The 26336-nt window shown below is 44.5% G+C and carries 24 protein-coding genes; 11 read left to right on the top strand and 13 right to left on the bottom strand.

Annotation, left to right across the window (positions count from 1 at the left end; all coding sequences use genetic code 11):
• The first annotated feature begins 89 nt into the window (after positions 1-89).
• The gene (locus LP667_RS14235) at positions 90-254 is read left to right on the top strand and encodes a hypothetical protein (RefSeq protein WP_154815510.1); all 165 of its coding nucleotides are present in this window, start codon (positions 90-92) and stop codon (positions 252-254) included.
• A gap of 74 nt (positions 255-328) precedes the next feature.
• On the opposite strand, the gene LP667_RS14230 is transcribed toward LP667_RS14235, so the two are convergent.
• The 3 genes from LP667_RS14230 to LP667_RS16810 form a co-directional block, all read right to left on the bottom strand.
• Positions 329-2374, bottom strand: coding sequence for a KUP/HAK/KT family potassium transporter (locus LP667_RS14230; protein ID WP_021730727.1), 2046 nt, complete (start codon positions 2372-2374; stop codon positions 329-331).
• A 274-nt stretch (positions 2375-2648) separates the two neighbouring features.
• Positions 2649-4073 (bottom strand): branched-chain amino acid transporter BcaP, encoded by a 1425-nt coding sequence (locus LP667_RS14225; RefSeq protein ID WP_021730728.1) that lies wholly within the window; start codon positions 4071-4073, stop codon positions 2649-2651.
• A 349-nt stretch (positions 4074-4422) separates the two neighbouring features.
• Positions 4423-4572: a hypothetical protein gene (locus tag LP667_RS16810; protein ID WP_021730730.1), complete on the bottom strand. Its 150-nt coding sequence runs from the start codon at positions 4570-4572 to the stop codon at positions 4423-4425.
• A gap of 135 nt (positions 4573-4707) precedes the next feature.
• Between LP667_RS16810 and cls the strand changes: the two genes are divergently transcribed.
• Positions 4708-6156: a cardiolipin synthase gene (cls, locus tag LP667_RS14220; RefSeq protein ID WP_021730731.1), complete on the top strand. Its 1449-nt coding sequence runs from the start codon at positions 4708-4710 to the stop codon at positions 6154-6156.
• An 80-nt stretch (positions 6157-6236) separates the two neighbouring features.
• Here cls and LP667_RS14215 read toward each other — a convergent pair whose 3' ends face one another.
• The 3 genes from LP667_RS14215 to LP667_RS14205 all read right to left on the bottom strand — a co-directional run bounded on the left by LP667_RS14215 (position 6237) and on the right by LP667_RS14205 (position 9477).
• Positions 6237-7022, bottom strand: coding sequence for a tyrosine-protein phosphatase (locus LP667_RS14215; protein ID WP_021730732.1), 786 nt, complete (start codon positions 7020-7022; stop codon positions 6237-6239).
• Positions 7023-7167: 145 nt separating this feature from the next.
• Positions 7168-8139, bottom strand: coding sequence for a GMP reductase (locus LP667_RS14210; RefSeq protein ID WP_033609313.1), 972 nt, complete (start codon positions 8137-8139; stop codon positions 7168-7170).
• Between the two features lie 48 nt (positions 8140-8187).
• Complete coding sequence (locus tag LP667_RS14205; RefSeq protein ID WP_021730734.1) at positions 8188-9477, bottom strand: adenylosuccinate synthase; 1290 nt, start codon at positions 9475-9477, stop codon at positions 8188-8190.
• A 316-nt stretch (positions 9478-9793) separates the two neighbouring features.
• Here LP667_RS14205 and purB point away from each other — a divergent pair, with 316 nt between their 5' ends.
• Positions 9794-11092 carry an adenylosuccinate lyase gene (gene purB / locus LP667_RS14200; RefSeq protein WP_021730735.1) on the top strand — a complete coding sequence of 433 codons (1299 nt, stop codon included), beginning with the start codon at positions 9794-9796 and terminating at the stop codon, positions 11090-11092.
• A gap of 364 nt (positions 11093-11456) precedes the next feature.
• Here purB and LP667_RS14195 read toward each other — a convergent pair whose 3' ends face one another.
• A complete protein-coding gene (locus tag LP667_RS14195; RefSeq protein ID WP_021730736.1) occupies positions 11457-11786 on the bottom strand; it encodes a bacteriocin immunity protein in 330 nt (109 codons plus the stop codon).
• A gap of 190 nt (positions 11787-11976) precedes the next feature.
• Positions 11977-13311 (bottom strand): dihydrolipoyl dehydrogenase family protein, encoded by a 1335-nt coding sequence (locus tag LP667_RS14190; protein WP_021730737.1) that lies wholly within the window; start codon positions 13309-13311, stop codon positions 11977-11979.
• 135 nt (positions 13312-13446) lie between these two features.
• On the opposite strand from LP667_RS14190, the gene LP667_RS14185 reads away from it, so the two are divergent.
• The gene (locus LP667_RS14185; RefSeq protein ID WP_021730738.1) at positions 13447-14559 is read left to right on the top strand and encodes a glycerate kinase; all 1113 of its coding nucleotides are present in this window, start codon (positions 13447-13449) and stop codon (positions 14557-14559) included.
• 196 nt (positions 14560-14755) lie between these two features.
• Here LP667_RS14185 and LP667_RS14180 read toward each other — a convergent pair whose 3' ends face one another.
• From LP667_RS14180 to LP667_RS14165, 4 genes are all read right to left on the bottom strand, one after another.
• Entirely contained in the window at positions 14756-15697 is a 942-nt protein-coding gene (locus tag LP667_RS14180) for an alpha/beta hydrolase (RefSeq protein ID WP_021730739.1), read from the bottom strand.
• A 360-nt stretch (positions 15698-16057) separates the two neighbouring features.
• The gene (locus LP667_RS14175; RefSeq protein ID WP_021730740.1) at positions 16058-16933 is read right to left on the bottom strand and encodes a phytoene/squalene synthase family protein; all 876 of its coding nucleotides are present in this window, start codon (positions 16931-16933) and stop codon (positions 16058-16060) included.
• Positions 16914-18410, bottom strand: a complete 1497-nt coding sequence (locus LP667_RS14170) for a phytoene desaturase family protein (RefSeq protein ID WP_021730741.1) — start codon at positions 18408-18410, stop codon at positions 16914-16916. Before LP667_RS14170 ends, LP667_RS14175 begins: the two co-directional genes overlap by 20 nt.
• A gap of 544 nt (positions 18411-18954) precedes the next feature.
• Complete coding sequence (locus tag LP667_RS14165; protein ID WP_021730742.1) at positions 18955-19653, bottom strand: zinc metallopeptidase; 699 nt, start codon at positions 19651-19653, stop codon at positions 18955-18957.
• Between the two features lie 168 nt (positions 19654-19821).
• Here LP667_RS14165 and LP667_RS14160 point away from each other — a divergent pair, with 168 nt between their 5' ends.
• The 4 genes from LP667_RS14160 (at position 19822) to LP667_RS14145 (ending at position 22765) form a co-directional block, all read left to right on the top strand.
• Positions 19822-19989, top strand: coding sequence for a hypothetical protein (locus LP667_RS14160; RefSeq protein WP_003639876.1), 168 nt, complete (start codon positions 19822-19824; stop codon positions 19987-19989).
• 591 nt (positions 19990-20580) lie between these two features.
• Positions 20581-21420 (top strand): DegV family protein, encoded by an 840-nt coding sequence (locus LP667_RS14155; protein ID WP_021730743.1) that lies wholly within the window; start codon positions 20581-20583, stop codon positions 21418-21420.
• Between the two features lie 177 nt (positions 21421-21597).
• Positions 21598-22326 carry an LrgB family protein gene (locus LP667_RS14150; protein ID WP_021730744.1) on the top strand — a complete coding sequence of 243 codons (729 nt, stop codon included), beginning with the start codon at positions 21598-21600 and terminating at the stop codon, positions 22324-22326.
• Positions 22327-22345: 19 nt separating this feature from the next.
• Positions 22346-22765: a CidA/LrgA family protein gene (locus LP667_RS14145; RefSeq protein WP_021730745.1), complete on the top strand. Its 420-nt coding sequence runs from the start codon at positions 22346-22348 to the stop codon at positions 22763-22765.
• 422 nt (positions 22766-23187) lie between these two features.
• On the opposite strand, the gene LP667_RS14140 is transcribed toward LP667_RS14145, so the two are convergent.
• Positions 23188-23730, bottom strand: coding sequence for a GNAT family N-acetyltransferase (locus LP667_RS14140; RefSeq protein WP_033609315.1), 543 nt, complete (start codon positions 23728-23730; stop codon positions 23188-23190).
• Positions 23731-24540: 810 nt separating this feature from the next.
• Between LP667_RS14140 and LP667_RS14135 the strand changes: the two genes are divergently transcribed.
• The 3 genes from LP667_RS14135 (at position 24541) to LP667_RS14125 (ending at position 26257) form a co-directional block, all read left to right on the top strand.
• Positions 24541-25395 (top strand): metallophosphoesterase family protein, encoded by an 855-nt coding sequence (locus LP667_RS14135; protein ID WP_021730747.1) that lies wholly within the window; start codon positions 24541-24543, stop codon positions 25393-25395.
• Positions 25396-25449: 54 nt separating this feature from the next.
• Positions 25450-25689, top strand: coding sequence for a PLDc N-terminal domain-containing protein (locus LP667_RS14130; RefSeq protein WP_021730748.1), 240 nt, complete (start codon positions 25450-25452; stop codon positions 25687-25689).
• Between the two features lie 211 nt (positions 25690-25900).
• On the top strand, positions 25901-26257 hold the full coding sequence (locus LP667_RS14125) for a bacteriocin immunity protein (protein WP_021730749.1): 357 nt from the start codon (positions 25901-25903) through the stop codon (positions 26255-26257).
• Positions 26258-26336 lie beyond the last annotated feature (79 nt).

Here is a 26336-nt window from a genome sequence, read left to right as displayed (position 1 = left end):
ACAGTTGGAAATGATTTTTTACTGCTTCTAGTAGATCATTTGACATTAGGATGCTTTTTGCAGTCAATGAACTGCGTAACAATGGTACGATGGGACTTAATTCACTCAGTCCAGCAATCACGGATCTTAAAAAATTAGGCATCTTGACTAGTGAGAATCGAAACTCATGGCATTTTACGGATCCAATGTTTAAAGCTTATGTTCGTGATCATCAAGATGATCTATTGCTTAAAGGTAATCGGAATAGTCAGTAGTGGTACTGGCTATTAGTTCAATTGATCCATAACACTAAAAAGGCTAGGACGTTTTGTCCCAGCCTTTTTAGTGCTTATTTTTGACTTGAAGAATTCCGTTGCGGGGTGCGGGCATGGTGGACCGTCAAATTCGTTAGTGTGGCGTCCGTTGCTGGTTTCGTGAATAATGGAATCGTCTCTTCCAAGACATCGCTAAACGCTAAGCCGTACCAGATCGCGGGAGATGGCGTGATGTTTTGTAGTAGGACGCGGCCACCAATTAGTAGTCGATCGAACTGGCCCATCGTTGGGTTGCTAGCAAGGTCCATGATCTGCTGATTCTGAACGACAAATTTAAAATCGCCAACTTGACGGGGTTGCGTGATTCCGTAACGGGAATATTGAGGATCGATGCTGTGATCGGCAATCAAGTTCGTGACAATTTGGCGCAAGTATAAATTAATGTGTTGTGATTTACGGAAGCCTAAGTTGAGTTGAACCTCCACGATATTTCGAGTGCCTAGCATGTCAATGCTGTAACTACAATCATAAGGTCGGTTGGTTTCATTAATGGTAATAAACCAGTAAACCTTAGCGCGTTTAGGCCGCTTATCTAAAATCGAGTACAGAATTGACCGTTTAGCCCGGTGCTGATGGTCGACTTTAGCCAAGTAGACTAAGTTCGTTGCAAATACTGGCAGGTGATCATCATGGCTTAACTGGATCAGTTGATTACGGTAATCCAACAGACTAATCTGTTCATTTGCCTGGTTATAACGCAAACGCCGGCGATTACCAAAGAACCAAACGACCATAATCAAGAAAATGATGAGGGTCAGCCCCAAGGTCAAATAGCCACCGTGGATAAACTTGGTCAGACTGGCGGTTAAAAAGACGGTCTCCAGGGCACCAAAGCCGAATAATAAAGCTAGCGCCAGCGCCCGGTGGCCCTTCATCTGAATCCACTGGCTGAGCAAGATGGTCGTCATCAACATCGTTAAGGTGATGGCTAATCCATACGCCGCTTCCATGTGGGCGGAAGTTTGAAAGAGCCAAACGATTCCTAAGGTGACCAGACAGAGCAACCAGTTAATCGCGCCAATGTAAATCTGGCTCCGAACGTTACTGGGGTGTTTGATAATCATACGGGGTAAGAATTTTAACCCAACTGCTTCGTCAACTAGTGTGTAAGAGCCTGTAATCAGGGCTTGTGATGCAATGATGGCTGCGACCGTGGCTAAGATAATCATCGCAATCTGACCACCGGCAGGAATCATCGCATAGAATGGATTGACGTTAGTGGCGTCGCGCCAAGCAGCATCTTGATAATGGTTTAACATCCAAGCCCCTTGACCAAGATAATTAAGAATCAGGGTTGTGTATACAAATGGCCAAGTGGCGTCGATGTTGGCTTTGCCAACGTGGCCCATATCGGAATACAAGGCCTCGGCTCCAGTGGTTGCTAGGAAGACGCTACCAAGAATGAAAATTCCCATTTTATTAGCCGGATTGAATAAGACTTGCACGGCGTCAACTGGTGAGAAGGCTTTGAGAATGACGGGTGCCTGACTGATGTTGATCAGACCGAAGATGCCAATGACGGTGAACCAGAGTAGCATCATGGGACCGAATGACCGACCAACGACGGCAGTACCAAACCCTTGAATCATAAAGAGAACCAGTAAAATAACCGTAACGGTTAGAGGGACGAGCCACGGGTACTGGGAAAAAGCCCCCAGTTTGGGCAATCCTTTTAAGCCTTCAACTGCTGATGTGACTGTCACAGCAGGTGTTAGGGTGCCATCTGCTAACAAAGCGGCGCCACCAATTAAGGCGACAAAAATTAGCCATTTGGCCCGATGACGAACTAACGCATAGAGGGCGAAAATCCCACCTTCATGATGATTGTCAGCACGTAAAGCAATTAGGACGTATTTAACCGTTGTAATCAACATTAACGTCCAGAAAATGAGTGAAACACTGCCGATAACATAATCGGGCGTTGCATTTTTGAGCTGGCCCGCATCGTTGATCAGGGCGTTCATAACGTATAGCGGTGACGTTCCGATGTCCCCGTACACGACGCCTAATGTAATTAACATGCCAATCAATGAACGTTCCTGAATCCGTTGCTTACGCATGAGTTATTGACCCCCACTTCAATTAGAACTGTGACTCATACTATACTAGCTTTTTTGAAAAGAGGGTAACCAGACAGACTAAAACTTGTTCACGTTAATAAGTTTCAACGTACGCTTCGTTAATTGAACGTTACTTCAGGTTAAATTAGGGGCAATTAGTTGGATGATGATTTTTGAAGTTAGCCGAATAAAAACGTGTCGGTCGGCTGTCAATTAGTATATTTGGCAGTCGACCGACACGTTGCGGTGAATAGTATCAAGTTAAGCTAGATTTTTACTTATTCGTAGTTGTGGAATCCGTCTTTAACTGGGAATGTTTGACAGAATAACCGAAGTAAACAATCATGCCGATTGCCAGCCAAACAACAAACCGAATCCAAGTGACGGGCTTTAAATTAATTAATAAGAAGACGCAACTGATGATTGACATAATGGGAACAAATGGCACCCAAGGGGTCTTAAACGGTCGCCGGAGATCAGGTTGTGTTTTACGTAGCCGTAAAATCGAGAAGGAGACGAGGGTGAAGGCAGTCAAAGTACCAATGTTAACCAATTCTGCTAAGTCAGCCAGCGGGATAAAGCCCCCCATGATGGCAGCAATTGAACCAAATAGAACCGTTGATTTGAGCGGCGCACCCGACTTAGCACTAATATCACTAAAGATGTGTGGCAGTAGTCCGTCACGTGACATTGAGAAGGAAATCCGCGTTTGACCGTATAGGCAGACCAACATAACCGTTGTCATACCGAGAATTGCGCCAAGGTCGACAATGCCAGCCATCCAATTCTGACCAGAGTAGACTAATACGGCCGAAATTGGGTGATCGATGTATTTAGCAAATGTTTCAAAGGGAACCACACCAGTCATGATAGCAGATACAGCTACGTAAAGAATGGTACAGATGCCAAGGGAAAGTAACATCGAGCGCGGTAGGGTCTTAGATGGCTCCAGTGTTTCTTCAACACTGGAAGAAATAGCGTCGAAGCCGATGAAGGCGAAGAAGACGCTAGAGGCTGCACCGAAGACCCCTTTGAAGCCGAAAGGTAATAAGGGACTCCAGTTTGCAGGCTTGATGAAGCGTACCGCCGTAAAGATGAATAAAAGAACCACCGCCAATTTAATAATTACCATGATGTTATTGACGCGTTTGGTTTCTTTGACGCCCAGCGAGAGTAAGAGCGTAATCAAAATAATGATGGTGAAGGCTGGTAAATTAAAATAACTCGTGACGCCGGGAACAGAACCGGCTGCGGCGGAAAGAACTGTGGGCAGTTTTAACCCGAAGCCTGCTAGAAATGATTGAAAATAGCCTGACCAACCAGCGGACACGGTCGAAACTGCGAAGAGGTATTCCAACATTAAATTCCAGCCAATAATAAAGGCAACGATTTCGCCCAGCGTTGTGTAAGCGTACGTATAGGCGGAGCCACTTTCAGGAACCATGGCTGCAAATTCAGCGTAGCAGAGTGAAGCAAATAGGCAAGCAATTGCCGCTAATACGAATGAAATCATGAGCCCGGGACCGGCTGTTAAGGCTCCGGTCCCGGTTAAAACGAAAATCCCAGTCCCGATGATGGCCCCAATTCCCAACATCGTTAAGTCAAATGTTTTAAGTTCTTTTTTGAGCGGACTGTGATAGTTAGCTAACATGGCATTGATATCTTTTTTGCGAAGTAACCGCGTGTGTGATAAATCCATAATCATCGCCCCATTTCGATGTGATGAATTAAGTTTAACCGGTTTTAGGAAAGCCACGATGGTTAATAGTGCTAAAGTCGTAAATTGAGTTGGCTATAATAGCTAAATCAAGGCCATTGAGGTCTAATGATGGTTAATGTTAGTCGTTGTTGTTAGTTGTTTGACTAATTGTGATTAATTATCAAATCTGGGTGAGGGCCGTGACTGGTGTGTCGGATGACGATAAGTTGGAGCAGATTTTCGGAAGGTTAACTTATCTTGAAAATGAAATTAATAATAAAGGCTGGGGTGGCTGAACACCAAAAAAGGACTGCCAACTGAGTGTCAGTCCCGGATGGTTGTATATTCATTAACGATGCCGCCGATAATAACGGTAAACAACGGCTAATAAAATAATAATTAGTAAAATTCCAACGGCGGCCCGGGAACCCGCAAAGTGTTCGGTTAAGTGAAACATGCGAATTGGTCCGAGACCGTGAATTCCAAGCATTGCAAGCATTGAACGTGCCCTCCTTACGCATAATTATTAGCTATTTAATGGTTAAATGCAAAAATTATCTTCGCAAAAGATTATTATCTCACTACTATCTGCGGTAAAATAAAACCATCATTAAAAATTAGGTGGGTGCCTCCATTGCAATATATTGAGCCAATTGTCTACACAATTATCATTTTAAACGCGGCCGCGGCGTTCATTACCGTGTTCCGGGATCGTAATCGGGATATCGCAGCAACTTGGGCGTGGTTACTCGTGCTGATTCTACTGCCAATCGTTGGCTTCATTGCGTATGCTTTTGTTGGCCGGAAATTACCGAAGAATCGGTTGTTCCGGTTGCGTAAGGAGACGCAAATTCGGTTGGAACAGATGATTCAGCGGCAACGTGAAGCATTAGGTACTGAATTGATGCCAGCTGATGCGGTGACTAGTTCGGTTCGTGGGATGGTCAGTTTGTTCTTGAATTCGGATGGCGCGCTACTGAGCCGAAAAAACCGCGTCAAGATTTATACGGATGGTCACGAGAAGTTTCATGCGATGTTTCAAGATATTGAAGCGGCTAAGAATCATATTCATATCGAATATTATACTTTTTATAATGACCAAATCGGTAATGACTTATTACACTTATTAGAGCGTAAAGCCGCTCAAGGTGTTGACGTTCGTGTGCTCTATGATCCGTGGGGGTCGATGGGCACGTTCCGCAGTTTCTTCAAGCACTTGGAAGAGCTCGGTGGGCATGCCCGACCATTCTTGGGGGCCCATTCGGCGATTTTGGACTTCCGACTAAACTTCCGTGATCACCGTAAGATCGTAGTAACGGATGGTCGGGTTGGTTACGTCGGTGGTTTTAACGTTGGTGACCAGTACCTTGGGCGCAGTAAGAAGTTCGGCTACTGGCGCGATACGCACTTACGAATCGTTGGTTCAGGGGTTTTCGAATTACAGGAACGTTTCATTCGGGACTGGAACGCCACTGATGCGGAACACCGCATCGTACCAGACGTTAACATGTTCCCAGTTATTCGCGTTAAAGGTAATACGTCGTTACAAATCGTCTCGAGCGGCCCTGACAGTGATGCGCAACAGATTAAGTTGGGCTATATTAAAATGATTATGACGGCCCAACACCGCTTATGGATTCAGTCACCATATTTAATCCCGGATGATTCCGTACTCGACGCAATTAAAATTGCAGCGATGTCAGGAGTCGATGTCCGCATCATGGTGCCGGATAAACCCGACCATGCCTTTGTTTACCGGGCAACCCAGTACTATGCTCGGGAACTGGCAGATGCTGGTGTGAAAATCTATTATTATAATAATGGCTTTATTCATGCTAAGACCATCGTGATTGATGGTCAGGTGGCTTCGGTTGGTTCCGCTAACTTGGATTTCCGGAGCTTTAAGTTGAACTTCGAAGTGAACGCCTTTTTATACGATGCTGATTTAGCACAAGAGTTGGAACGGATTTTCTTAGAAGATCAAAAAATCAGTAGTTTGATTACCGTTCAAGACTTTAAGAATCAGTCATTCTGGCTGAAGTTCAAACAGACATTTTCACGGCTGTTATCACCAATTTTATAATCAAACAATTGAATAGATGAGGCTAAAAAAACTGATTTTGAAAAGTTATTGACTTTCAAAATCAGTTTTTTTAGTGTTCCCTAGTCGTTCAAGTACAATTGGCGCAAATTATTAATATCCGCTACGGATAACCCAAGCACTTCTCGTAAATAACCAATACCATTGCCGTAGAGGTCGTCGAAAACCCGAAAGACCATTTTCATATTGTCGGCTTCAACGGCCATAGCAACGTTGAATTGACTGGCAAGGTCACCAGCATTGGCCTTTGTAATGATCGTAGCGGTGTCCATGCTGTCTGCAGCCATGAAGACGGCGTTGGTGAGTAGGTAGTCCTGCATAATCGTCTCGCGGGGGACGTCCAAGGCGGTCATGATAAGGGCTCCTGCCACGCCCGTGCGATCTTTACCAGCAGCACAGTGAAAGAGTACCGACTGGTCGGGCTGGTCATTAGCAAGTAGGGTCGCAAACAAGTTTTGCCAGACTTTCACGGCGTGGCTGTCCGTGACCATTTGTGCGTATGTTTGGGCATTGAACGAATCGTCGACGACCATCCGTTTGATGAGCCGTTTTAAACGCCGATCAAACCGGCGATTGTCGGTAAATGGATAGACGGATGTATTGAGATACTTAGTGCGCTTAGGATAGCGGTCTGGGGACATCTCAGCTTCATTGGCTTGGCGTAGATCAATGTCGTAACGGAGACCGTAGTCATCTAAGTAGGTAAGATCGCGGTTGGTGAGTAGTGACATACCGCCGCAACGCAGCAGTTTTTGCCATTTGATTGTCTGACCAGCGGTATTTTCATAGCCACCCAGTTCCCGGAAATTAATGCCATGTTCTAATCGTAAGACCCGATTGTGTTCCATGATGTGATTACCTCGATTAGTGATTTAGTTTTATTATAATCGCTTTCATTGCTGATGTCAGGGTGAAGAGATGTCATGGTTAAATAAAAACCACCTTGACAAGCAAAAACTGCTAGCAAGGTGGTTTAGTGTTATCAAGGCTTAATTAGTCCCCATTATAAATCGAGTTCTTAACTACCACGTAGTCGCACTTGGTGATGGCCTTCAAATCCCGGCCGCCTGAATACGAGATGGATGATTGTAAGTCTTCTTGCATTTCATTCAAGGTATCGACTAAGCGACCACGGTAAGGGACGAGCATTTGCTTGCCCTCCACGTTTTTATGTTCACCTTTTTGGGTTTCACTGGCGGAACCGTAGTATTGCTTATAAGTTTTACCATCAATCTTCAAAATGTTACCGGGTGATTCTTGGTGTCCGGCTAACATTGAACCAATCATGACCATGGTAGCACCGAAGCGGATCGACTTGGCGATGTCGCCGTTGGTCCGCACGCCACCATCTGCGATGATTGGTTTGCGAGCGGCCTTAGCACACCACCGGACAGCAGCTAATTGCCAGCCGCCAGTCCCAAAGCCGGTCTTGACCTTAGTAATGCAAGCTTTACCTGGACCAACGCCAACTTTGGTTGCATCAGCGCCAGCGTTCTCAAGGTCACGCACCGCGGCTGGTGTGGCCACATTTCCGGCAATTACAAAACTATCTGGAAGGACGTCTTTGATGTGCTTGATCATTGCAATGACACTGTCAGCATGACCATGTGCAATATCAATCGTGATGTATTCAGGTACAATCTGATTAACGGCCAGATCGTTGATAAAATCGTATTCACTAGCTTTGACGCCGACCGAAATTGATGCATACAATTGAGCAGCGTGCATCGTCTCGATAAAGGCTCGCCGAGTCTCTGGAGCAAAACGATGCATGATGTAGAAGTAGTCGTTAGAAGCGAGCCACTTGGCAATGTCGTCATTGATAACGGTCGCCATATTAGCAGGTACCACCGGAATTTTGAAGCGGCGGCCACCCAGTTCTACAGTCGTGTCAGCTTCCGAACGGCTATTAATGACACACTTGTTCGGAATTAGTTGAATGTCTTCGTAATCAAAAATTTCCATGCCCATGATACAAAACTCCTTTAAGTTAATTCACAGTGTGTGATGTAATTAGCCCCAAATATCGTGATCGATAACGTTCGTTTGTTCGCGATCGGGACCAACGGAGAAAGTGGCAATTTTAACGCCAACAAGTGTCTCCAATTTACGCAAGTAGTTCTGAGCGTTAGTTGGTAGCTCCTCAAAGGTTTTAACGCCAGTGATGTCTTCGTCCCAGCCAGGAAGTTCTTCGTAGATAGGTTTGCAAGCTTCTAGTTCTTTAAGGCTAGCAGGGTAGTGATAGATGGTTTCGCCGTTTAAGTCGTAAGCGGTACATACCTTGATGGTCTTTAAGCCCGTTAAGACGTCTAAGCAGTTCAAACTGAGATGAGTAAACCCAGAGACCCGTTTGGCGTGTCGTAATACAACGCTATCGAACCAACCAATCCGCCGAGGACGTTTAGTAACGGTCCCGTATTCATGAGCCGTTTCACGAATGAAATCACCGACTTCGTCAAAGAGTTCAGTTGGGAATGGACCGTCACCAACGCGGGAAGTGTAGGCTTTTAAGACCCCAACACAGTTGTCGATCTTAGATGGGCCAACGCCGCTCCCAATAGTAACGCCACCGGCAACCGGGTTAGATGAAGTAACGTAAGGGTAAGTCCCTTGGTCAATATCCAACATAACACCTTGAGCACCTTCGAATAGCACGCGTTGACCGTTATCTAGCGCGTCATTAATGACAACGGAAGTATCGGTCACGAATGGTTTCAAGGTCTGACCATAGGCGTAATAGTCATCAAAAATATCTTCAAATTTAAGTGGTTCTAAATCATAAAGCTTGGTAATGATTTGGTTCTTTTCAGCTAAGTTGCGTTTGAGTAAGGCCGCAAAAGTGTCCTTATCAAGCAGATCGGCTACGCGAATTCCGATTCGTTCCGCCTTATCCATGTAAGCCGGGCCGATTCCTTTATTAGTCGTTCCAATCTTACCGCCAGCTTTGGCTTTTTCTTGAGCACCATCTAGCGTGATGTGGTAAGGCAAGATAACATGGGCCCGATTAGAAATGCGGAGGTTATCCGGGTTGACGCCGTTATCCCGCAAGTATTGTAATTCTTCAACTAATGACTTGGGATTTAAGACAACGCCATTTCCAATGACGGCTAGCTTATCATGGAAGAAAATCCCTGATGGAATCAGCCGTAATTTGAAAGTTTGCCCATTAAATACGATGGTGTGGCCGGCATTATCGCCGCCTTGGTAACGTGATACCACATCTGCTTCCTGACTCAAAAAGTCCGTGATCTTTCCTTTACCTTCATCGCCCCACTGGCTACCTACTACTACGACTGATGCCATATTCTTCCACCTCATTAAATAGTTTAATTATGAATAATTAATCCTAAAGAGTAGTTAAACGTTCACCACTCCAACAGAAATGAGTATAGCAATTTTAAACCGAAAACGCAACCGTAAAACCGAATGTTCTTGTTTTACGGTTATTAAATTGTTCATAATTAGCCGAATGAATGATGCTGATAATTGTTTTAAATGGAAATTAGCTGAAAAAACACTGCTGTTTTTCATTATTCGTCACTATTAATCGATAGGCCGGTGTGCTATAATAATGTTCGTGTTTTGTTGGTGAATACCTATATAGAAATGAGGATTAGCAATGATTGATCGTTATACGCGTCCCGAGATGGGCAAAGTATGGTCGCTAGAAAATCAGTATCAAGCATGGTTAGAAGTGGAAATTGCCGCAGATGAGGCTTGGGCTGAATTGGGAAAGATTCCGGCAAGTGATGTTGCTAAAATTCGAGAGAATGCCAAGTTTGATGTTGATCGGATCGCGGAGATCGAAGCCGTGACGCATCATGATGTAGTTGCCTTTACGCGCGACGTGTCTGAATCATTAGGCGCAGAACGTAAGTGGGTCCACTATGGTTTAACGAGTACTGATGTTGTCGATACGGCGCAAGGCTACCGGTTGAAGCAGGCCAATGCGATTATTCGCCAAGACTTACAAGATTTACGGGCGACACTAGCACAACAAGCGAAAAAGTATAAATATACGGTGGAAATGGGCCGGACACACGGCGTCCACGCTGAACCAACCACGTTTGGATTGAAGATTGCCCGGTGGTATTCTGAAATTAATCGGGATATTGAACGTTTTGAACACGCAGCGGCAGGGGTTGAAGCTGGCAAGATCAGTGGTGCTGTTGGAACGTTTGCGAATATTCCACCATTTGTTGAAGAATTTGTCTGCAAGCAGCTCGGGTTACGGGCACAAGAAATTTCGACGCAAGTCTTGCCACGTGATTTACATGCAGAATACATTGCTAGTTTGGCCTTGATTGCTACCAGCGTTGAAGTATTTGCAACCGAAATTCGTGGGTTGCAAAAATCTGAAACTCATGAAGTGGAAGAATTCTTCAATAAGGGGCAGAAGGGTTCGTCAGCAATGCCGCATAAACGAAATCCCATCGGTTCTGAAAATGTCACGGGGCTAGCGCGGGTCATCCGGGGGCACATGATGACGGCTTATGAGGATGTGCCATTGTGGCATGAACGGGACATCTCCCATTCTTCTGCGGAACGAATCATCTTACCAGACACCACGATTTTAGTGGATTACATCTTAACTCGGATCAATAAGATTATTAAGACCCTGACGGTGTTCCCAGAACGGATGAAGCAAAACATGGATGCGACTTACGGGTTGATTTATAGTCAGCGTGTCTTGCTTAAATTGATTGATACGGGGATGTCACGTGAAAGTGCTTATGACCTCGTTCAGCCACTGACAGCTAAGTCGTGGGATGAACAGTTGCAATTTAAGCCGCTCGTTGAAGGTAATGCCGAAATCCGTGAGCATTTGGATCAAGCCGCCATTGATGATGCGTTTGATTATCATTACCATCTGCGCCATGTTGACGATATTTTCAAGCGATTAGGATTAGACGATTAATTTAGAAATGATGAAGCCCCAGCGATGAGTAATCGCTGGGGCTTTTAATTGTGATGCTTTACGGATTATTTGTTTTTCTGAATTTTAGGATTCAATCAAATGTAATGATATATTGTACTAGTTAATTTGGCATGAAGTCTGATTTAAAACGTGCCAAACAGATGGATTATTGGTCGTCGGCAATGCGCATCCTAGTCCGACCTCCAGGGGGGCGGGGTGCCAATTGCTAGAACGCGCTTTATATGTCAAATAATGATCAGCCAATTAAAGGTTGAGTACGTCCATATCTGCCATTTGAATACCGTCTTGATCGGAAGGCGTGTGAGTATCTTGACGGTAGTTTGTTAAAGAAGTTCTTTTAAGCTCAGTTTAAGGGGCCAAATGTTAGGTGCGTCGCAATCAGACCATAACCAAGTGCCATATTGCGCTGTTCTGTGCGCGTGAGGCACTGTAATTGGGTATGCACGTATTGGTAGAGGTCACGATGCTGGCGTGGTAGGGTCATTGGTACCATATAGTTACGATAATAGGCTTGATATAGCTTGATGGTTACTTGCTGTGGCGAAACGTTGTTATTCAGGTCGATGGCAGCTGCCAGTAACGCTTGGCGGTAGGAATCGGATGGTTGATTGGTAATCGGTTGATTATAAGCAGCGTCTACTAAGGTAAATAATTTTTGAGCGTCCATATCCATTGTCAGGGCCAACCTTTCAATTGTTAAGCTAAGCGCAATTATAGCACGGTCAGTGTGCTTGACGCGCACTCTCGAGTTGGTTTTTAAAGTAATGAAACGGACATAAAAAGAGCCGCCAATGAATCTTGCTCATTGGCGGCAGTTATTAGTAAGGATTAATCAAGCGTCGGGCACAGTGGTATTTTATAGTTTAAGCCCGGTGCCAAGCTGCGTAGCCGATAGTTGGGAAAATGCCAATTAGGCGTTCGATCTGTTCACGGTCTAACTGGTATTCAATGGCCGGAAGTAATGCGTTGACGGCATCTTCAGCTTGGTCACTGATTTCAGTTACGCCAACGAGATGACCATTCTGATCATGGACTTGTTTGCTAGCGGCAATTGGTTCCTTGGAGACTTGATAATACCAGTAATCAGCTAAGTCGTTATCACTGACGGTTAAACCGGCCTTTTCAGCAGCTGGTATTTTCATGCCAGCTTGCGCAATTCGTGGCGAAGTGAAGACGACCGATGGAATTACTGGATAATCAATCGGGTCGTTGGTTTGGCCGGAGAATAAGCGCATCAAGTATTTGGACTCAAAGTAGGCTGCTGGTGTGACCTTTGGCAAGTCATTGGCAAGGACATCACCGGCTGCATAGATGTTAGGAACGTTGGTTTGCAAGTGGTCGTTGACAGAAACGCCGTGGCGGTCATATTTGACGCCAATCCGGTCTAAGCCTAAACCATCTAAGTTTGGAATCCGACCAGTCGCGTCTAAGATCCAATCGGTGGTCAATTGCTGGTGGTCACCATAGCTAACTTGGAGCTGGTTGTCCTGCTGGGTAAATGCTTGTACGTTGGCATTTTTGATGAAGGTTACCCCACGTTCGGTTAAATCGGCAACCACTTGTGCAACGAATGGTTGGTAAAAATCACGGAGGGCCTGGTCGCCATGTAACATGACCGTCACCTTGGCACCGGTTGCATTAGCGATGGTAGCGAATTCCATACCAATATAGCCAGCCCCAATAATCACGATGTTTTGTGGCAGCTGCTTGAGATTCATAAAGTCACTACTGTCATGGGCAAGTTTGGTACCTGGAATATCCAGTCGATGGGGCTTTAGACCGGTCGCAATGACGATCTTTTCGGCAGTAATGGTTTGCTGATCATCAATGACAACGGTGTGAGTGTCCTTGAACGTGGCGTGACCATGGATGATCGTTGCGCCACCATCTTCCAAGCGGGCTTTTAGGCCTGTTGGTAAGGGATCAATAATCTCTTGTTTATGGGCCACGTTGGCCGTCCAATTAATGGTCGGAGCACTACTTAAAATATCATTGAGGCGTGCTGCTTCTCGCGTTAATTTAACGGGTTCATCAAGGGTGATTTTGGCGTTACACCCGCGGTTGGGGCAGGTGCCCCCAATTAGATCACTTTCAATAACACCGACCCGGACACCAGTTTTAGCGAGCGGCGCAGCCCCATCAAACGTAGCGTGGCCCGCACCAATGTATAATACATCGTAATCATACTTGTCTGTCATGATTTATCAGCCTCCATTAAAGTTTTGATAACTTAAGCTTAACGAGTTTTATGAAGTCTGACAACTGATATGAATTGCTGGCACGACCCGTAATGACTATACTAAAAGTAATTATGTCGATAAGGAGACGTTAACATGCACGCTTTAATCGCGATTGATTCATTTAAAAATTCCATCACTAGCATCCAAGCGAACCAGCTAGTGGCTAAACGGTTCGCAGCTCATGGAATCACAACAACCCAAGTAGCCATCGCGGATGGTGGTGAGGGGACAGTGGCAGCGTGGTTAGCCAATCATGCTGGTGGTCAAGCTATCACAGCGTCAACGGTGGATCTGGCACAACGACCATTAACGGCCATGTACGGTTACTTTGCTGCCGAAAAGATAGCTGTGATCGAAGTTGCGGCGGCTTCAGGAATTCAGTTCGTAACGCCGACGTTAACCCCGTTGGTAACGAATACTTATGGAACGGGGATGCTGATCAAGGATGCGATTGAGCGCGGGGCGCGTAAAATTATTCTGGGGTTAGGTGGTAGCGGCACAGTTGACGGTGGTGCTGGGATACTGCGGGCCCTCGGGTATCGATTTATGGCGGCCGATGGTCAGGAATTAGACATGACTGGCGCCGATTTAAGTCGCATCACCCGGATTGATGATCAGGATATCTTGCCACAATTAGCGGGAGTGACATTTATTAGTGCGGCGGACGTAACCAATCCGTTAACAGGGCCGAATGGAGCGGCGAAGATTTTTGGCCCACAAAAGGGCTTACCGGCAGATCACGTTCAGACTCACGATCGCGCCTTGGCGCATTATATGACGGTCGCAAGTGGTACGGTAAGTGCTCATGAAGGCGATGGGGCCGCTGGTGGGATTGGTTTTGCTTTGCGCTACTTTTTACACGCCCAAGTTCAATCTGGATTTCAACTACTGGCTGCAATGAGCCAGCTTAAGACGAAGGTGGCCCAAGCGGACTTGGTTATTTCTGGTGAAGGGCAAGTGGATGATCAGAGTTTTATGGGGAAAGTACCGATACAGCTCAGTCAATTAGCGCAGACGGCCGGCAAACCGTGTTATTTATTAGTTGGTCGGCAAAAAGGGACTAACGAAACGTTTGCTAAGCAAGGTGTCACGGCCGTATTACCGATTGTCGATCAGGTCATGACTTTAGATCAGGCAATGGCGCAAGGACCAGCCAATCTTGAACGGATGGCGGATCGGTTAGCACGGATTATTAGTTGCTCATAAAGTTAGTAACTAGATTGACCGTTAAGATAACCAAACAAGGGTCTGAACAAAACTATTTGTGCTCGGCTTCTTGAGTATTTTCTCAAGAAGCCGAGCACAATTTTTTTGTCAATATTGTCGAAACGTGCGCCAAAAGGTTGTTCGCAAGCAAACCACCCTTTAACCACCCTTTGCCTCACTTTCGATTTGCATTAGTTTAATTGTGTGGAACGTAGTGATCTAAAAATGCTGTAATATGGTTTTGATATTCAGCGGGATCGATCCAAAAACTCTCAGCGTGAGTGGCGTTGGGAACTTGCCACATTTGTTTAGGTTCATTAGCTGCTTGGTAATTCTTTTTTAGCATCCAACTGGGGACGTAGATATCCTGTTCACCGTGAATGAAAAAGATTGGCCGGTGGTTGCGCCTGAGTTGCTCAACTGAGCTGACATCACTCAGATAATACCCCATGCGATGACGATTAATAAAACTGACCATCGGTACGAAGGGGTACTTTGGTAGGTGAAATTGGCGCTTTAATAAGTAAGCGAGCTCTTCTTCGACACTGGTATAACCACAGTCGGCAATAATTGCCTTAACTTGGTTTGGCAAATGTTCGCCGCTGACCATTTCAACGGTGGCACCGCCCATGCTGACGCCAAATAAGATGATTTCAGTGTGGACGCCGTTAAGACGGATGACTTTGTCGATCCAGCCAAGATAATCACGACGATCTTGCCAGCCAAAACTAATATATTTACCAGCGCTTTGACCGTGACCGCGGTCATCAGGAAGTAAGACATTGTAACCCATCTGATGGAACATGTAAGCGTAGTTAGCCATAGTTTCGCCATCACCCTTGTAGCCATGGGAAATAATGACGGTTCGCTCACTAGCTGTTTTGGCCGGTACATACTGGGCGACAAGGTGGTTATCGGCATCATTGACGTTCAATTGCCATTGTTGTACGGGCTGCCGATGTAGCCAATCGACATAAGCGTAATAGGCATCAGCGTATTTTTGCTTATCCGCGGAAGTTTCGGGAACGTAATCAACGCGTTTGAAAGCGAAATCATAGAGTTTTTCACTCGCTAATAAGGCAGTTGAAAAGATGGCCACTGGGGTACCAATCCCGGCCAGCATGCGTGTTCTATTCATTCAATATCACTCCTAGTCTCTCATAAATATGATACGCCGATTGAAAGTAATATGAAAATATTTATCACGACAATATAAAAGGCCATCGCGGCGGGCGATGACCTATGAATTGCACTGGTCGCTAGGTGGCATCCCCAGCGAGCTTGTTTTTCATTAACTTTGGAGGAGTAAATGAAAAAGGTTCAAGTGGCTGAAGGAGATGTCCAGTCACTATATGTTTAGTATAGTAGTTTGACCGTTAAAAGGTAACTAAATCGCCTGCATGGTCCAGAAAAAGGCAGAAAATTGCTTGTGGGTGGTCAATATTGCGATACGACTATGTGCCATTGTCACCACCATTTTAGTTTCGAATGGGGCGTATCAGTGGATCGTTAATGCTTGAATGGTGGTAGCAACTTGTTGAAGCACCTGCGTTTTTCGGTTGGTGGTTAGGAATACTCGTTGTGTTAATACCGGGTATTGTTGTTCACGAGCAACTATCAATAACTCACGGTAAAGGGCCGTTGCTGCCAGCAGTGATGGCCGAGCGACGGGATCGATGGTCGGCAGCATGGTTAAGGCTGATTCATAATTAGTCATTGCAATTTGTGCTTCATGTTCCCAGAGCTCAATAAAGTGTGTGGAAGGAGTATGTGCCCCTAGAGCTGTCGATTGGAGCTGATAATGATGCAGACATTCAGTTGGCAAATAAATGCGGCCATGTTGGTAATCTTCACCAATATCTCGCAATATATTCGTTAATTGCATGGCGATTCCTAAGTGGATAGCTGGTTGAGTAATGGTTTGATGATTAGTAGCCAGCATTGGCAGAATCATTAAGCCAACTGAGCCAGCAACGTAATAACAATAGCGTTCTAGTTCTCGTTGCGTTGTCGGTTGTGTAAAGTTGGCGTCTTGTTCTTGACCGCTAAGCATGTCGAAAAAGGCATCGATATTCATATCGTAAGTCTCAAATACAACTGCTAGGGCGCGCCACATTGGGTGATTAGGAATGTGGCCAGCGGCAAAGTCAGTTAGAGATCGCCGTAGCGCTACCAGACCTGCGATATCGTGGTGAATATCAACGAGATCATCCGCTGTTCGGCAAAAGGCATAGACGGCGTAAATGCTCCATGCGCGGGTCTGTGGTAATTTTGAAAAAGCGGTATAAAATGCATTCGAGGACTGTTTTGTAATTGATTGACAGTAATCAAAATCGGCACGGTGTTGTTCGAACTTAAGGTTGGTCTGGATCATCTTTAATCAACTCCTCAACGGCTAATTTAGCGCTTTGCATGACGATTGGAACACCAGCGCCGGGGTGTGTACTGCTGCCGCAGAAATAAAGGTGGTCGGCATAGTCAAATTTATTATGGGGCCGGTAATAGTTACTTTGCTTTAAGGTCGGTCTTAACCCAAAGGTAGCACCGTTATATGCGCCGAACTGTTCTTTGAAATCCACAGGCGTAAACTGTTTTTCAAGCACAATATGTTGTTCGAGATCACTAAATGGTGCGGTCTGTTTTAGCTTGTCGATAATGAGTTGCCGGTAGTGCTGGATTGTTGTTGGGGACCAATCGTTAAATTTTGAGAGTTCTGGGACGGGCACAAGAATATATAGGGACTCGCAATTCACCGGTGCTAGTTTGGGATCCATCTTTGACGGTAGGTAGACATAATAAGAAGGGTCGGCTGGTAAAGTGCCTTGTTCAAATAAGGCGGCCACGTTCTGATTAAAATCTTTAGCAAAGTGAATGGTGTGTAGCGCTTCAGTTGGATACTTTTTGTTCAGTCCAAGGTATAGAACGAAACAGGAACAAGAATAAGTCATTTGGTTAATTTTTTTATCTGTGTACTTGCCACGAGCTTGTTCATTAGGAATTAACGTGGTCATGGCCGTTGGAAAATCAGCATCGCACACAACGTAGTCACTTAAAATGGTTTGATGAGCTAACCGAATTCCGATGGTGACTTGATCTTTGATGATAATTTCTTTAACTGGTGTGGCTAGTTTTAAAGTTCCCCCTTGTTCTTTAAATAACTTGACCAGACTTTTAACGACGGTATACATACCACCCTTCAAAAAATGCACACCATAAAATAATTCGATCATCGGAATAATATTGTATAGCGACGGTCCTTGGTAGGGTGAAATGCCAATATATAATGTTTGAAATGCTAATGAATTTCGCAAATTTTCATTTTTTATGAACTTGGAGATGTTTTGATAAGCGTTATTAAATGTCCGCAATTGCAAACCAGCGTATAGAGATGGCAGATTATAAAAATCGCGCCAACTACGAAAGGAACGCTCTAAAAAGTTGGGTTTAGCAATTGCATAGCGATGATAAATATCTGCTAGGAAGCCTAACATACCATCGACATCGTCGGGAGCTACTCGTGTGATTTCGGCAATCAATGTCGGTAAGTCACGAGATAGGTTCAGACTGGATTGATCTCCGAAGACAAGGTGCATTAATGGTTCGACTTCTTCAAATGGAAGGTAAGCATGTGGATCCACCCCACAAAATCGAAAAATTTCTTCGTAAATATCTTTCATCATGACAATGGTTGGCCCAACGTCGAATGTAAATCCTTGACTGATAATTTGATTCATTTTCCCACCGGGTTGAGCGCCTTGTTCATAAATTGTTACGTCATAACCTAACTTTTGAAGACGCACGGCCGCGGCTAAGCCCCCAATGCCGGCGCCAATAACAGAGACTGTTTTCATCAGTAACTCCCCCTTTTGAACAAATGATAATTACATAACATAGTCAGTTATTAGTTTTATTCTGGATGATGATGGTTAAAAGTACAACAATTATGATTATGAGAAGCTAATTGCTAGCATTAGAAGTATCGAAAGTTATGGCTCAAAATTGATTTAATCGTGGTGATTAGGGGGCGAAACGCAATAAAAAACCACCGCATCGGGGAATACGGTGGAAAAAGGAGTAGGGTAAACATGTGACGGGGAATCACATGTTACTATGAATTTCATTACTTTGGAGGAGTAAATGAAAAATTTTAGGTTGTGTTATAGCTGATTGAGTTAACCTCAATTGCTATGATGTAATCATACCGAGGTTGTGTGAAGAATCTGTGACTGAACATGTGTAATGTCGTGAAAAAAAGGGAAAGGCTTTATTAAGAGGTATGAAGAATTTTATGAATTTGGTCTGATTGTTCCCAAATAGGCGATTCAACAGTGTTTAACGTAAAAAAACCACGGGTTGACTTTACGGCGTCAGCACGCGGTTTTTGATGGTGGTCCACTAATTATCGTCACGGTTACCGCCGAATAAAATGATTAGTCGAAGCAATTGTAAGAATGTTGATAATGCGGCTGCAACATAAGTTAGCGCAGCTGCAACGAGGACTTTACGGACCATTGGTACTTCGTCACGGGTTAAGACTTGCCCATCGGATAAAATCTGCAAAGCGCGTCGTGATGCGTTGAATTCAACTGGGAGCGTCACGAGTTGGAAGAGCAATGCTAGAGAGAATAGTAGAATTCCAATGTGAATCAATGTTTGGTTATAACTGAGTAATACCCCGACAATAATTAAGGGCAATGACAAGGTCGAGCCGAGATTAGCAGCAGGAACTAAGGCCGTCCGTAAACGCATGGGCCAATAATTAACGTGGTCTTGGACGGCGTGGCCACATTCATGGGCGGCCACACCAATGGCGGCAACGGAGGTCGAGTCAGCGGTCGCTTCTGATAAGCTTAGAATCTTAGTCTGACCGTTATAGTTATCAGTCAGATCACCGCTGATTTTTTGCACACCAACGTTATTAATGCCCGATTGACTCAAGATGAAACGGGCGGCATCAGTTCCAGTTGTTCCAGATTGACTACGATAGGCATCGTAATGCCGGAAAGTCCGGTTAACATAGCCAGAAGCAGCCATTGAGATAATCAGACCGATGATGACTAACAGATAAGTTGGATCAAAAAACGAATAAAACAAGGGCAAGACCTCCTAATATAATTTGATATTAATCCGATTTTACCAAATTTGGTGGGACATTCCTACTGAAGAAAATCATTGAAAAGTGTCTTTACTATCGGAAAATATCCGCTGATTATATAATTAACCCAGTTAATTGTAATTGGCAAAGTGTGAAGGAGTTTTCTGATGGAAAAGACGTATCGGACCAAAACGTATGGGGAAATGCCGTTAAAGTTAGATACTGGAAAAGGCTGGATTTTCCCGAAAGGGGTCGAAGTTAAGGCCCATGTTGATTTAGAGACGGGCCAAGTCAGCTTTTTTATTGCACCGGAGGATCTTGAGAAGATGAAATAAAATTAAAGCACTCAGCGCACTCCGAATGAGGAATCTACTCGGTTCTGAATGAGGGGTGTTTTTTATGATGGTAGGATTGGGTGAAAGCACGTCAGGTGATTAGCTGCGCCCTAAGATAGACATAAGTAGAAAAAGATGGGCATAACGAAAGGAACCGGTCAGTGACAATACTTTGCAAACGTCTTAGCAATTTAATACTCAATAAAAAACCTCCGTATCGGGGAAATACGGAGGAAAAGGGAAGTAAATCGGTAAAATGTAATTAAGTACACACACATCATTACTTGGGGAAGTAATCATTAAAGTTAGGGGGTCGTTAGGGATTGGGATTTCCTTAATGACTATAAACATAGTATAACGGCGACGCATGAAGAAATTATGACGGGAAAAGTTTAAAAGCGTGATTTCCTGACGAAAAAGTAGCGATATTAGTTGTGTAATTATGATGATTTTTACAAAGTTTATAATGAATTGACGGTATTCAGAAACGTTAGTTAATCAAAAAACACCGGTGTATCAGTGCTTTGGGCAGCTTCAAAATTATTAGGTGCTATAATTGGGCACAAATTGATTGAAAGGTGTTTTCTAAATATGACAATTAAAATCGTCACCGATTCTTCGGTCCAATTAACGGCGGCCGAAATGACACAGTATAATATTCAAGTTGTTCCGTTACTCGTGGGGTTCGGTGGTGACTTAATTGCAGATACGGCAGTTAGTGCGGCTGAATTTGATCAACAAATGGCGGTCAGTCCAATCTTGCCAACCACTAGTCAGCCCCCGATTGGCGATTTTGTTAGTTGTTATGATAATTTGACTGCTGATGGTAGTCAAGTCCTGTCACTACACCTGACGGAGACGTTGAGTGGGACTGTTAACGCCGCCCGGCAAGCAGCTAAGTTAGCGAGTGGTGACGTTACTGTTATTGATACGCAGGCTGCCGATCGTGGCATGGCCTTTCAAGTGTTAACGGCCGCCCGAATGGCCCATGCTGGTGCTGATATGGCAGCGATTCTAGCTAAAATCGCCGTAATTCGACAACACACTAAGACTTATTTGTTTGTTGATACACTCGATAATTTGGTTAAGGGTGGTCGGGTGCCAAAGTTAGCCGGGGTGGTCACGAATCTAATTAAATTAAAATTTGTCTTTGAATTAGTGGATGGCAAATTAAAACTTTACACGCGGGGTCGCGGGAAGAAAGCGTTGATTAAAGCGCAAGCACAAATCTTAGACCAATTAGCGGATGCTACCCGGGTCGAAGCGGCTGGAATTTCGTATGTTGGTGAGCCCAATGTTGCGGACGCTCCAGAAGCGCTACTTCATAAAGTCGTTCCGCAGGCAGATCTACTGGTCGCTCGAACTAGTCCAATTATTGCGACACATACTGGTGTTGGCGCCTATGCCCTGATGTTCTACACGGTTGATTGAATTTGACAAGTAGACTTACTATTAAAAATTACTTTGATGTGTTATAATTAATTAATAATAAATGAGAACCGTGTTGGTGCACTGTTCTGAGCCTAACCACCATTTTAATGATGACTAGACCCGGATGGGGCACCTTTTTTTGTCACTCTTTTTCAACAAAAGAAAGTAGGAACTTATGTGAGTTATCTTCTCAATAATCCGTTTTTCGGGATCGGGTTGACGGTCTTGGTTTATGGGATTGGCGAGTATTTGTATCACAAAACAAATCGCTTTGTGCTATTCCAACCGCTGTTCTTTGGAATGTTGCTCGGGATTGGTTTATTGGTATTGATTGCGTCGATTCTCAAGGCACCCGTGCAAAAAGTATATGAAGCGTACCAGGTTGGTGGTGATTGGCTGTTCTGGTTTGTCGCACCGGCCACCGTCTCGTTTGCAGTACCGCTATATAAGCGAAATGACATCTTCAAGAAGCATTGGGATGTAATCGTGATTGCGTTAGCCATTGGATTAGGACTATCATTATTTGGCATTTACGGTGTTTCACGTTTACTCGGACTGACGGATGCCGCATTAGGTGCCATGTTGGTGCAAGCAGCCACGACGGCGATCGCCTTACCGGTGGCCGAATCAGTAGGTGGGGATCAAGCTATTGCGGCGTTTGCAGTGATTCTAAACTCTGTATTGATTTATGCTTTAGGTGATCATTTTATCCGTTGGTTTAAATTACACAAGAATCCACTAGGCGCCGGATTAGGATTTGGCATCGCTGGTAATGCGGTGGGAGCAACTAAGGCGATTGAGGTCAGCGAAGCCGCTGGTGCCACTGGCGCGATTGCGTTTGTGATTGCTGGTATTTTAGTTAATTTCATGGTTCCAGGCTTTGCACAGTTGATTGGTTTAGGTTAGATGGTCCGGGAGGGATTCGATGAAAAAAGGCGCATTTATTAAGCAAATTGTTATTTACGGTCTGATTTTGTTAGCAAGCAGTTTAATTGCTAACTTAGCTAACAAGCTTTGGCCGGCGTTTCCGATGCCAACACCATTAATTGGCATGATTATGTTATATCTATTGCTAACGTTCAAAGTAGTTAAGCTAGAACAGGTGGCAGGTGTTAGTAATTTCTTCGTCCAATTTATTAGTTTGATCTTCATTCCTTCAGGGATCGCGCTGGTTACTAAGTTGGACGTGTTAAAAGCCGAAGGGGTTCAGATCGTCATTGTGATTATTATTTCAACGCTGATGTTATTGCTCTTTACAGCTGGCATCGCGTGGATTTTGATTCAAGTTAAAGAGTGGTTCATTGCTCGACGGACTGATGCTAATATTGAAGTTGAGGAAGATTAAATCTTGGTGGCACATAATTTACTTGCGAGTAGATTGGGTACCAGTTGGATCTAATTGAAATAGGTGGTTTGTTTGCAAGCTGGCCTATTTTAGCTATTATGATGTGGTGATAGTGAGCCGTGGTGGGATGTTCCCATCGCGGCTTTTTAGTTTGGCTACTGAATACAAAAAAGCCACCACATCAGCGATGTAGTGGTCAAGGAGTAGGAAACATCAAAGTGGGGGCTTTGATGAACCCCATTCATAAGACTTGGGGGAGTCTATGAATGAAAGTGATTATTAGTAGGCATTATGGCAGCAACGCCCTAATAATCTAAAAAACTAAAGAATATTAAGGATCGATAGTTAGTTGGTCACTTTCTATCAATCTGCGACTATTATAATTGCAAAAGTTATCGGCTGCAACTAATTGAGCTGATTAATTAGTTTAAAGTGATGCGTGGCTGGAAATCGGCTGCAAATAATCCCATGTGGTAAAGGTCAATCCGTTGTCCGTCACGCTTGATGGCACGCTTATTGGTACCTTCAAATTCAAAGCCGCTATTTTGGTAAACAGCGATCGCAGCAGGGTTTGTTGCGATGACGTCCAAACAGACTTTATAGAGGTTCAATTCATTAAAAGCATAGTTCAAGATCAAGTTAAGTGCTTCGGTGCCGTAGCCATGACCACGTTCTTCTGGATCGCCAATCGCAATTGCTAATTGGGCGACCTGATTATTCCACTCAATATTAAAAAGAGTGACGAACCCGAGTAAGTGGTCGTCTTCTAAGCTATGAATATGAAAGTAGTATTCCGTGTGACGATCAAGATTGCGATAAGTCCGTTCAAGGTCTTCGCCAGTAAGCGGTCTGGCAGCGACGGTATCCATTTTACGGACAAAATCGGCATCAGTATACCAGTCACTAATCTCATCGAAATCTTCGGGCTGGGGTACTGCCAGGACCACGTGGGGTCCAACAAACATGTTTTTCAAAATAATCCCTCACTTGTCTAATCAAATCTTACGCGTTGTGCTAGTTAATTTGTCATGAATCATGATTAAAAATGGCTATTTCTAAGTTTAAAAGCTATCAGCTGAATCCCACTGAAAAGCGTGCAATTTAGCGAAAAATCACTTGATTAGTGTTTTCTACGCCGACCTCCAGGCAGTTCCTGCCAATTACTGGAACGCGATGGACCCAGATTTAAGCCGAAGTTAACGTCTTAAATACTGGTCTTCCACGCCCTAATGCCATACCAACGGACTAATGGAAACCTCATTAATTTGTAGGCTAGACAATGCTCGGTCTCAACTCATGGCTCCGCGCAGACTTGAGACTGGAGGGGGTGGGTGCCAATGCTCAAGGGCGAAGTTCTTCTTGTCCGGGTGAGTTTCCCGGGCTAGAAGAAGACTCGTATTTGAAATTGCGCAGCGGGCTTCTGCGTGAGTTCAAATCGATGTCCGCCCTGTTCCAGCAATTGGCACCCGGCCCCGGAGGTCGGCATAGAACGCGCATATACTGACGAGTAGTAATCCAACTAACTGGCCCTGTTTTAATCATGATTCATACTAAATAATAACTAGTACAATATATAATCAAATCTTATCTTTATGGTGGCGACTAAACGGGAACTTGTCAACTGGAAATTTAGGTTAGTTGATCATGAACTTACTGAGCATCAGGAATGTTAGCACAAACTTTACAGTTACTTTATACGAAGCTTGATAAAAATTTACGTTGACTCGCTATATTAGATGTAACCAAGTGGTGATTAAAGTATAGGGGGGATGGAAGTGCGACGATTGCAAGTTGTTCAGATTTCTGATTTGCATCTTACACCGCGGGGGCAAGTGCCGGTACATGGACAACGGTATGATCCTTGGATCAAGTTGGCCAATATTATCGAAGATATTCGCCAGTTAGCAACGACGCCAGATCTGATTGTCTTTACGGGCGATTTGATTCATGATGGCAGTACGGATGATTACCAGCGGTTACATGCAATTGTGCATACAATGGAAGCAGAATTTGATTGCCATGTCAGAGTACTCTTGGGGAATCATGATCGACGAGCGGCTTTTTATGATGGCTATTTACCGGCTGATCCAGGACCGTACTACGCGAATCGGATGCGGATCGGTAATAATGATTTTTATTTCTTGGATTCTAAAGTCAGTGGCTATGAGGCAGGTTGGTTGCCGCCAGCTCAACTCCAGTGGCTGGGCAAGCATTTACGTCAAGCACCAACTAAGCGGGCATTTCTATTCTTACATCATCCGTTAGATGGGCCGACGATGACGAATATGCACTATGCCATCTTACAGAATACGCCAGCCTTATTATCGGTGTTGCGAGGGCATAATTTGGGTGGGGTATTTGCCGGACACGTCCATTTTGTATCAAACTATTTGATCGGCGACAATATTTTAAATGTGGTTGCGGGCTCGGCGGCTTACGCTATTGACTGTCATGATCCGCATCACCATTACATTTATGAGGGGAGCAGTTACCAAATCATTACAATTGACCGTGGCCAAGTTGGGGTGACCACGCGCCAGCTGTTGCATGGTAAGACCGTTATTGATGAACTAACGATTCCGAACACGAATTTTGTGGAGCGGGTGCCCAAAGGATATGAATCAAGATAGCGCTTTCTTAATTGGCGGGTTATAATATGAGTAAACATTAAGGAGGCGTGGACCATGCATTTATTTTATCATCACAAACACGCACCACGATCAATGCCATTACAGACCAAGCGGCGGTTACGGCAGCGGTTGTTGCCAGTTGCGGCGATGGAATTAACAGCGACAACGATTGTTGTTGCGGATGTCTTGCGTGCTAAATCATTTCGGCGAGGACACCGACTAGGCTGGTTGTTATTAGCATTTGTTCAGCCCTTTGGTCCGTGGGTGTATTTCGCGTTTGGTCAGCAGCGTTAGGGCTATAAGTAGCTCAAAGTTATAAGTACAAGCGTAAGTCTGGGTGAAAACCCGGACTTTTTTGACGTTTAAGAATAGATTTTATGCGTTGATGAAAAAATACGTCGTGGTAAGGTGAAACGTGTAAAATTAAAAGTGTGAATAAAATTAATTATAATCAATGACGGATACTTATTTTGAAGTCTAGGTTATATGGAGGGGGATTTTAGTTGTGAAACGGGAAGTTGAATTGCGACAACAGGCGCAAAAGGATATTAGGGGATTAATTGTACGGTTAAGTGGGTGGCCTGACCAGTCCGGGGAACTGTTAGACATCATGGACGTCTTGACGCAGGTTGATAAGAAAATCGCTACGGTGAAGAATCCAGAAGCCTTAGTTAATCGCTTGGTAAATTATATTCGCAGCGTCGCCATTAAGGGGCGTATGCATTTTCCGGATGATGAAGAAAAATTAATGATTGATTTAGGAAGTATTGGACAAAAGGCCGGTCTTAACGGTGCTTACATGGCTGATTATTCTGATAAATCACAATTTTATGGCCTACTGGAAACGATCCCGCGCCATTAGTGGTTGGAAAAAAATGACCACCGTTATTGTGCGAGAATGATGTGATTAGTGTCGGATGCGCTTTAGAAGCCTAAATAAT

The organism is Lactiplantibacillus paraplantarum (genome assembly GCF_003641145.1).
In the GTDB taxonomy this organism is placed as follows: Bacteria; Bacillota; Bacilli; order Lactobacillales; family Lactobacillaceae; genus Lactiplantibacillus; species Lactiplantibacillus paraplantarum.
Note: the sequence above shows the minus strand (reverse complement) of the source record. Positions and strands in the feature narration are given on the sequence as shown.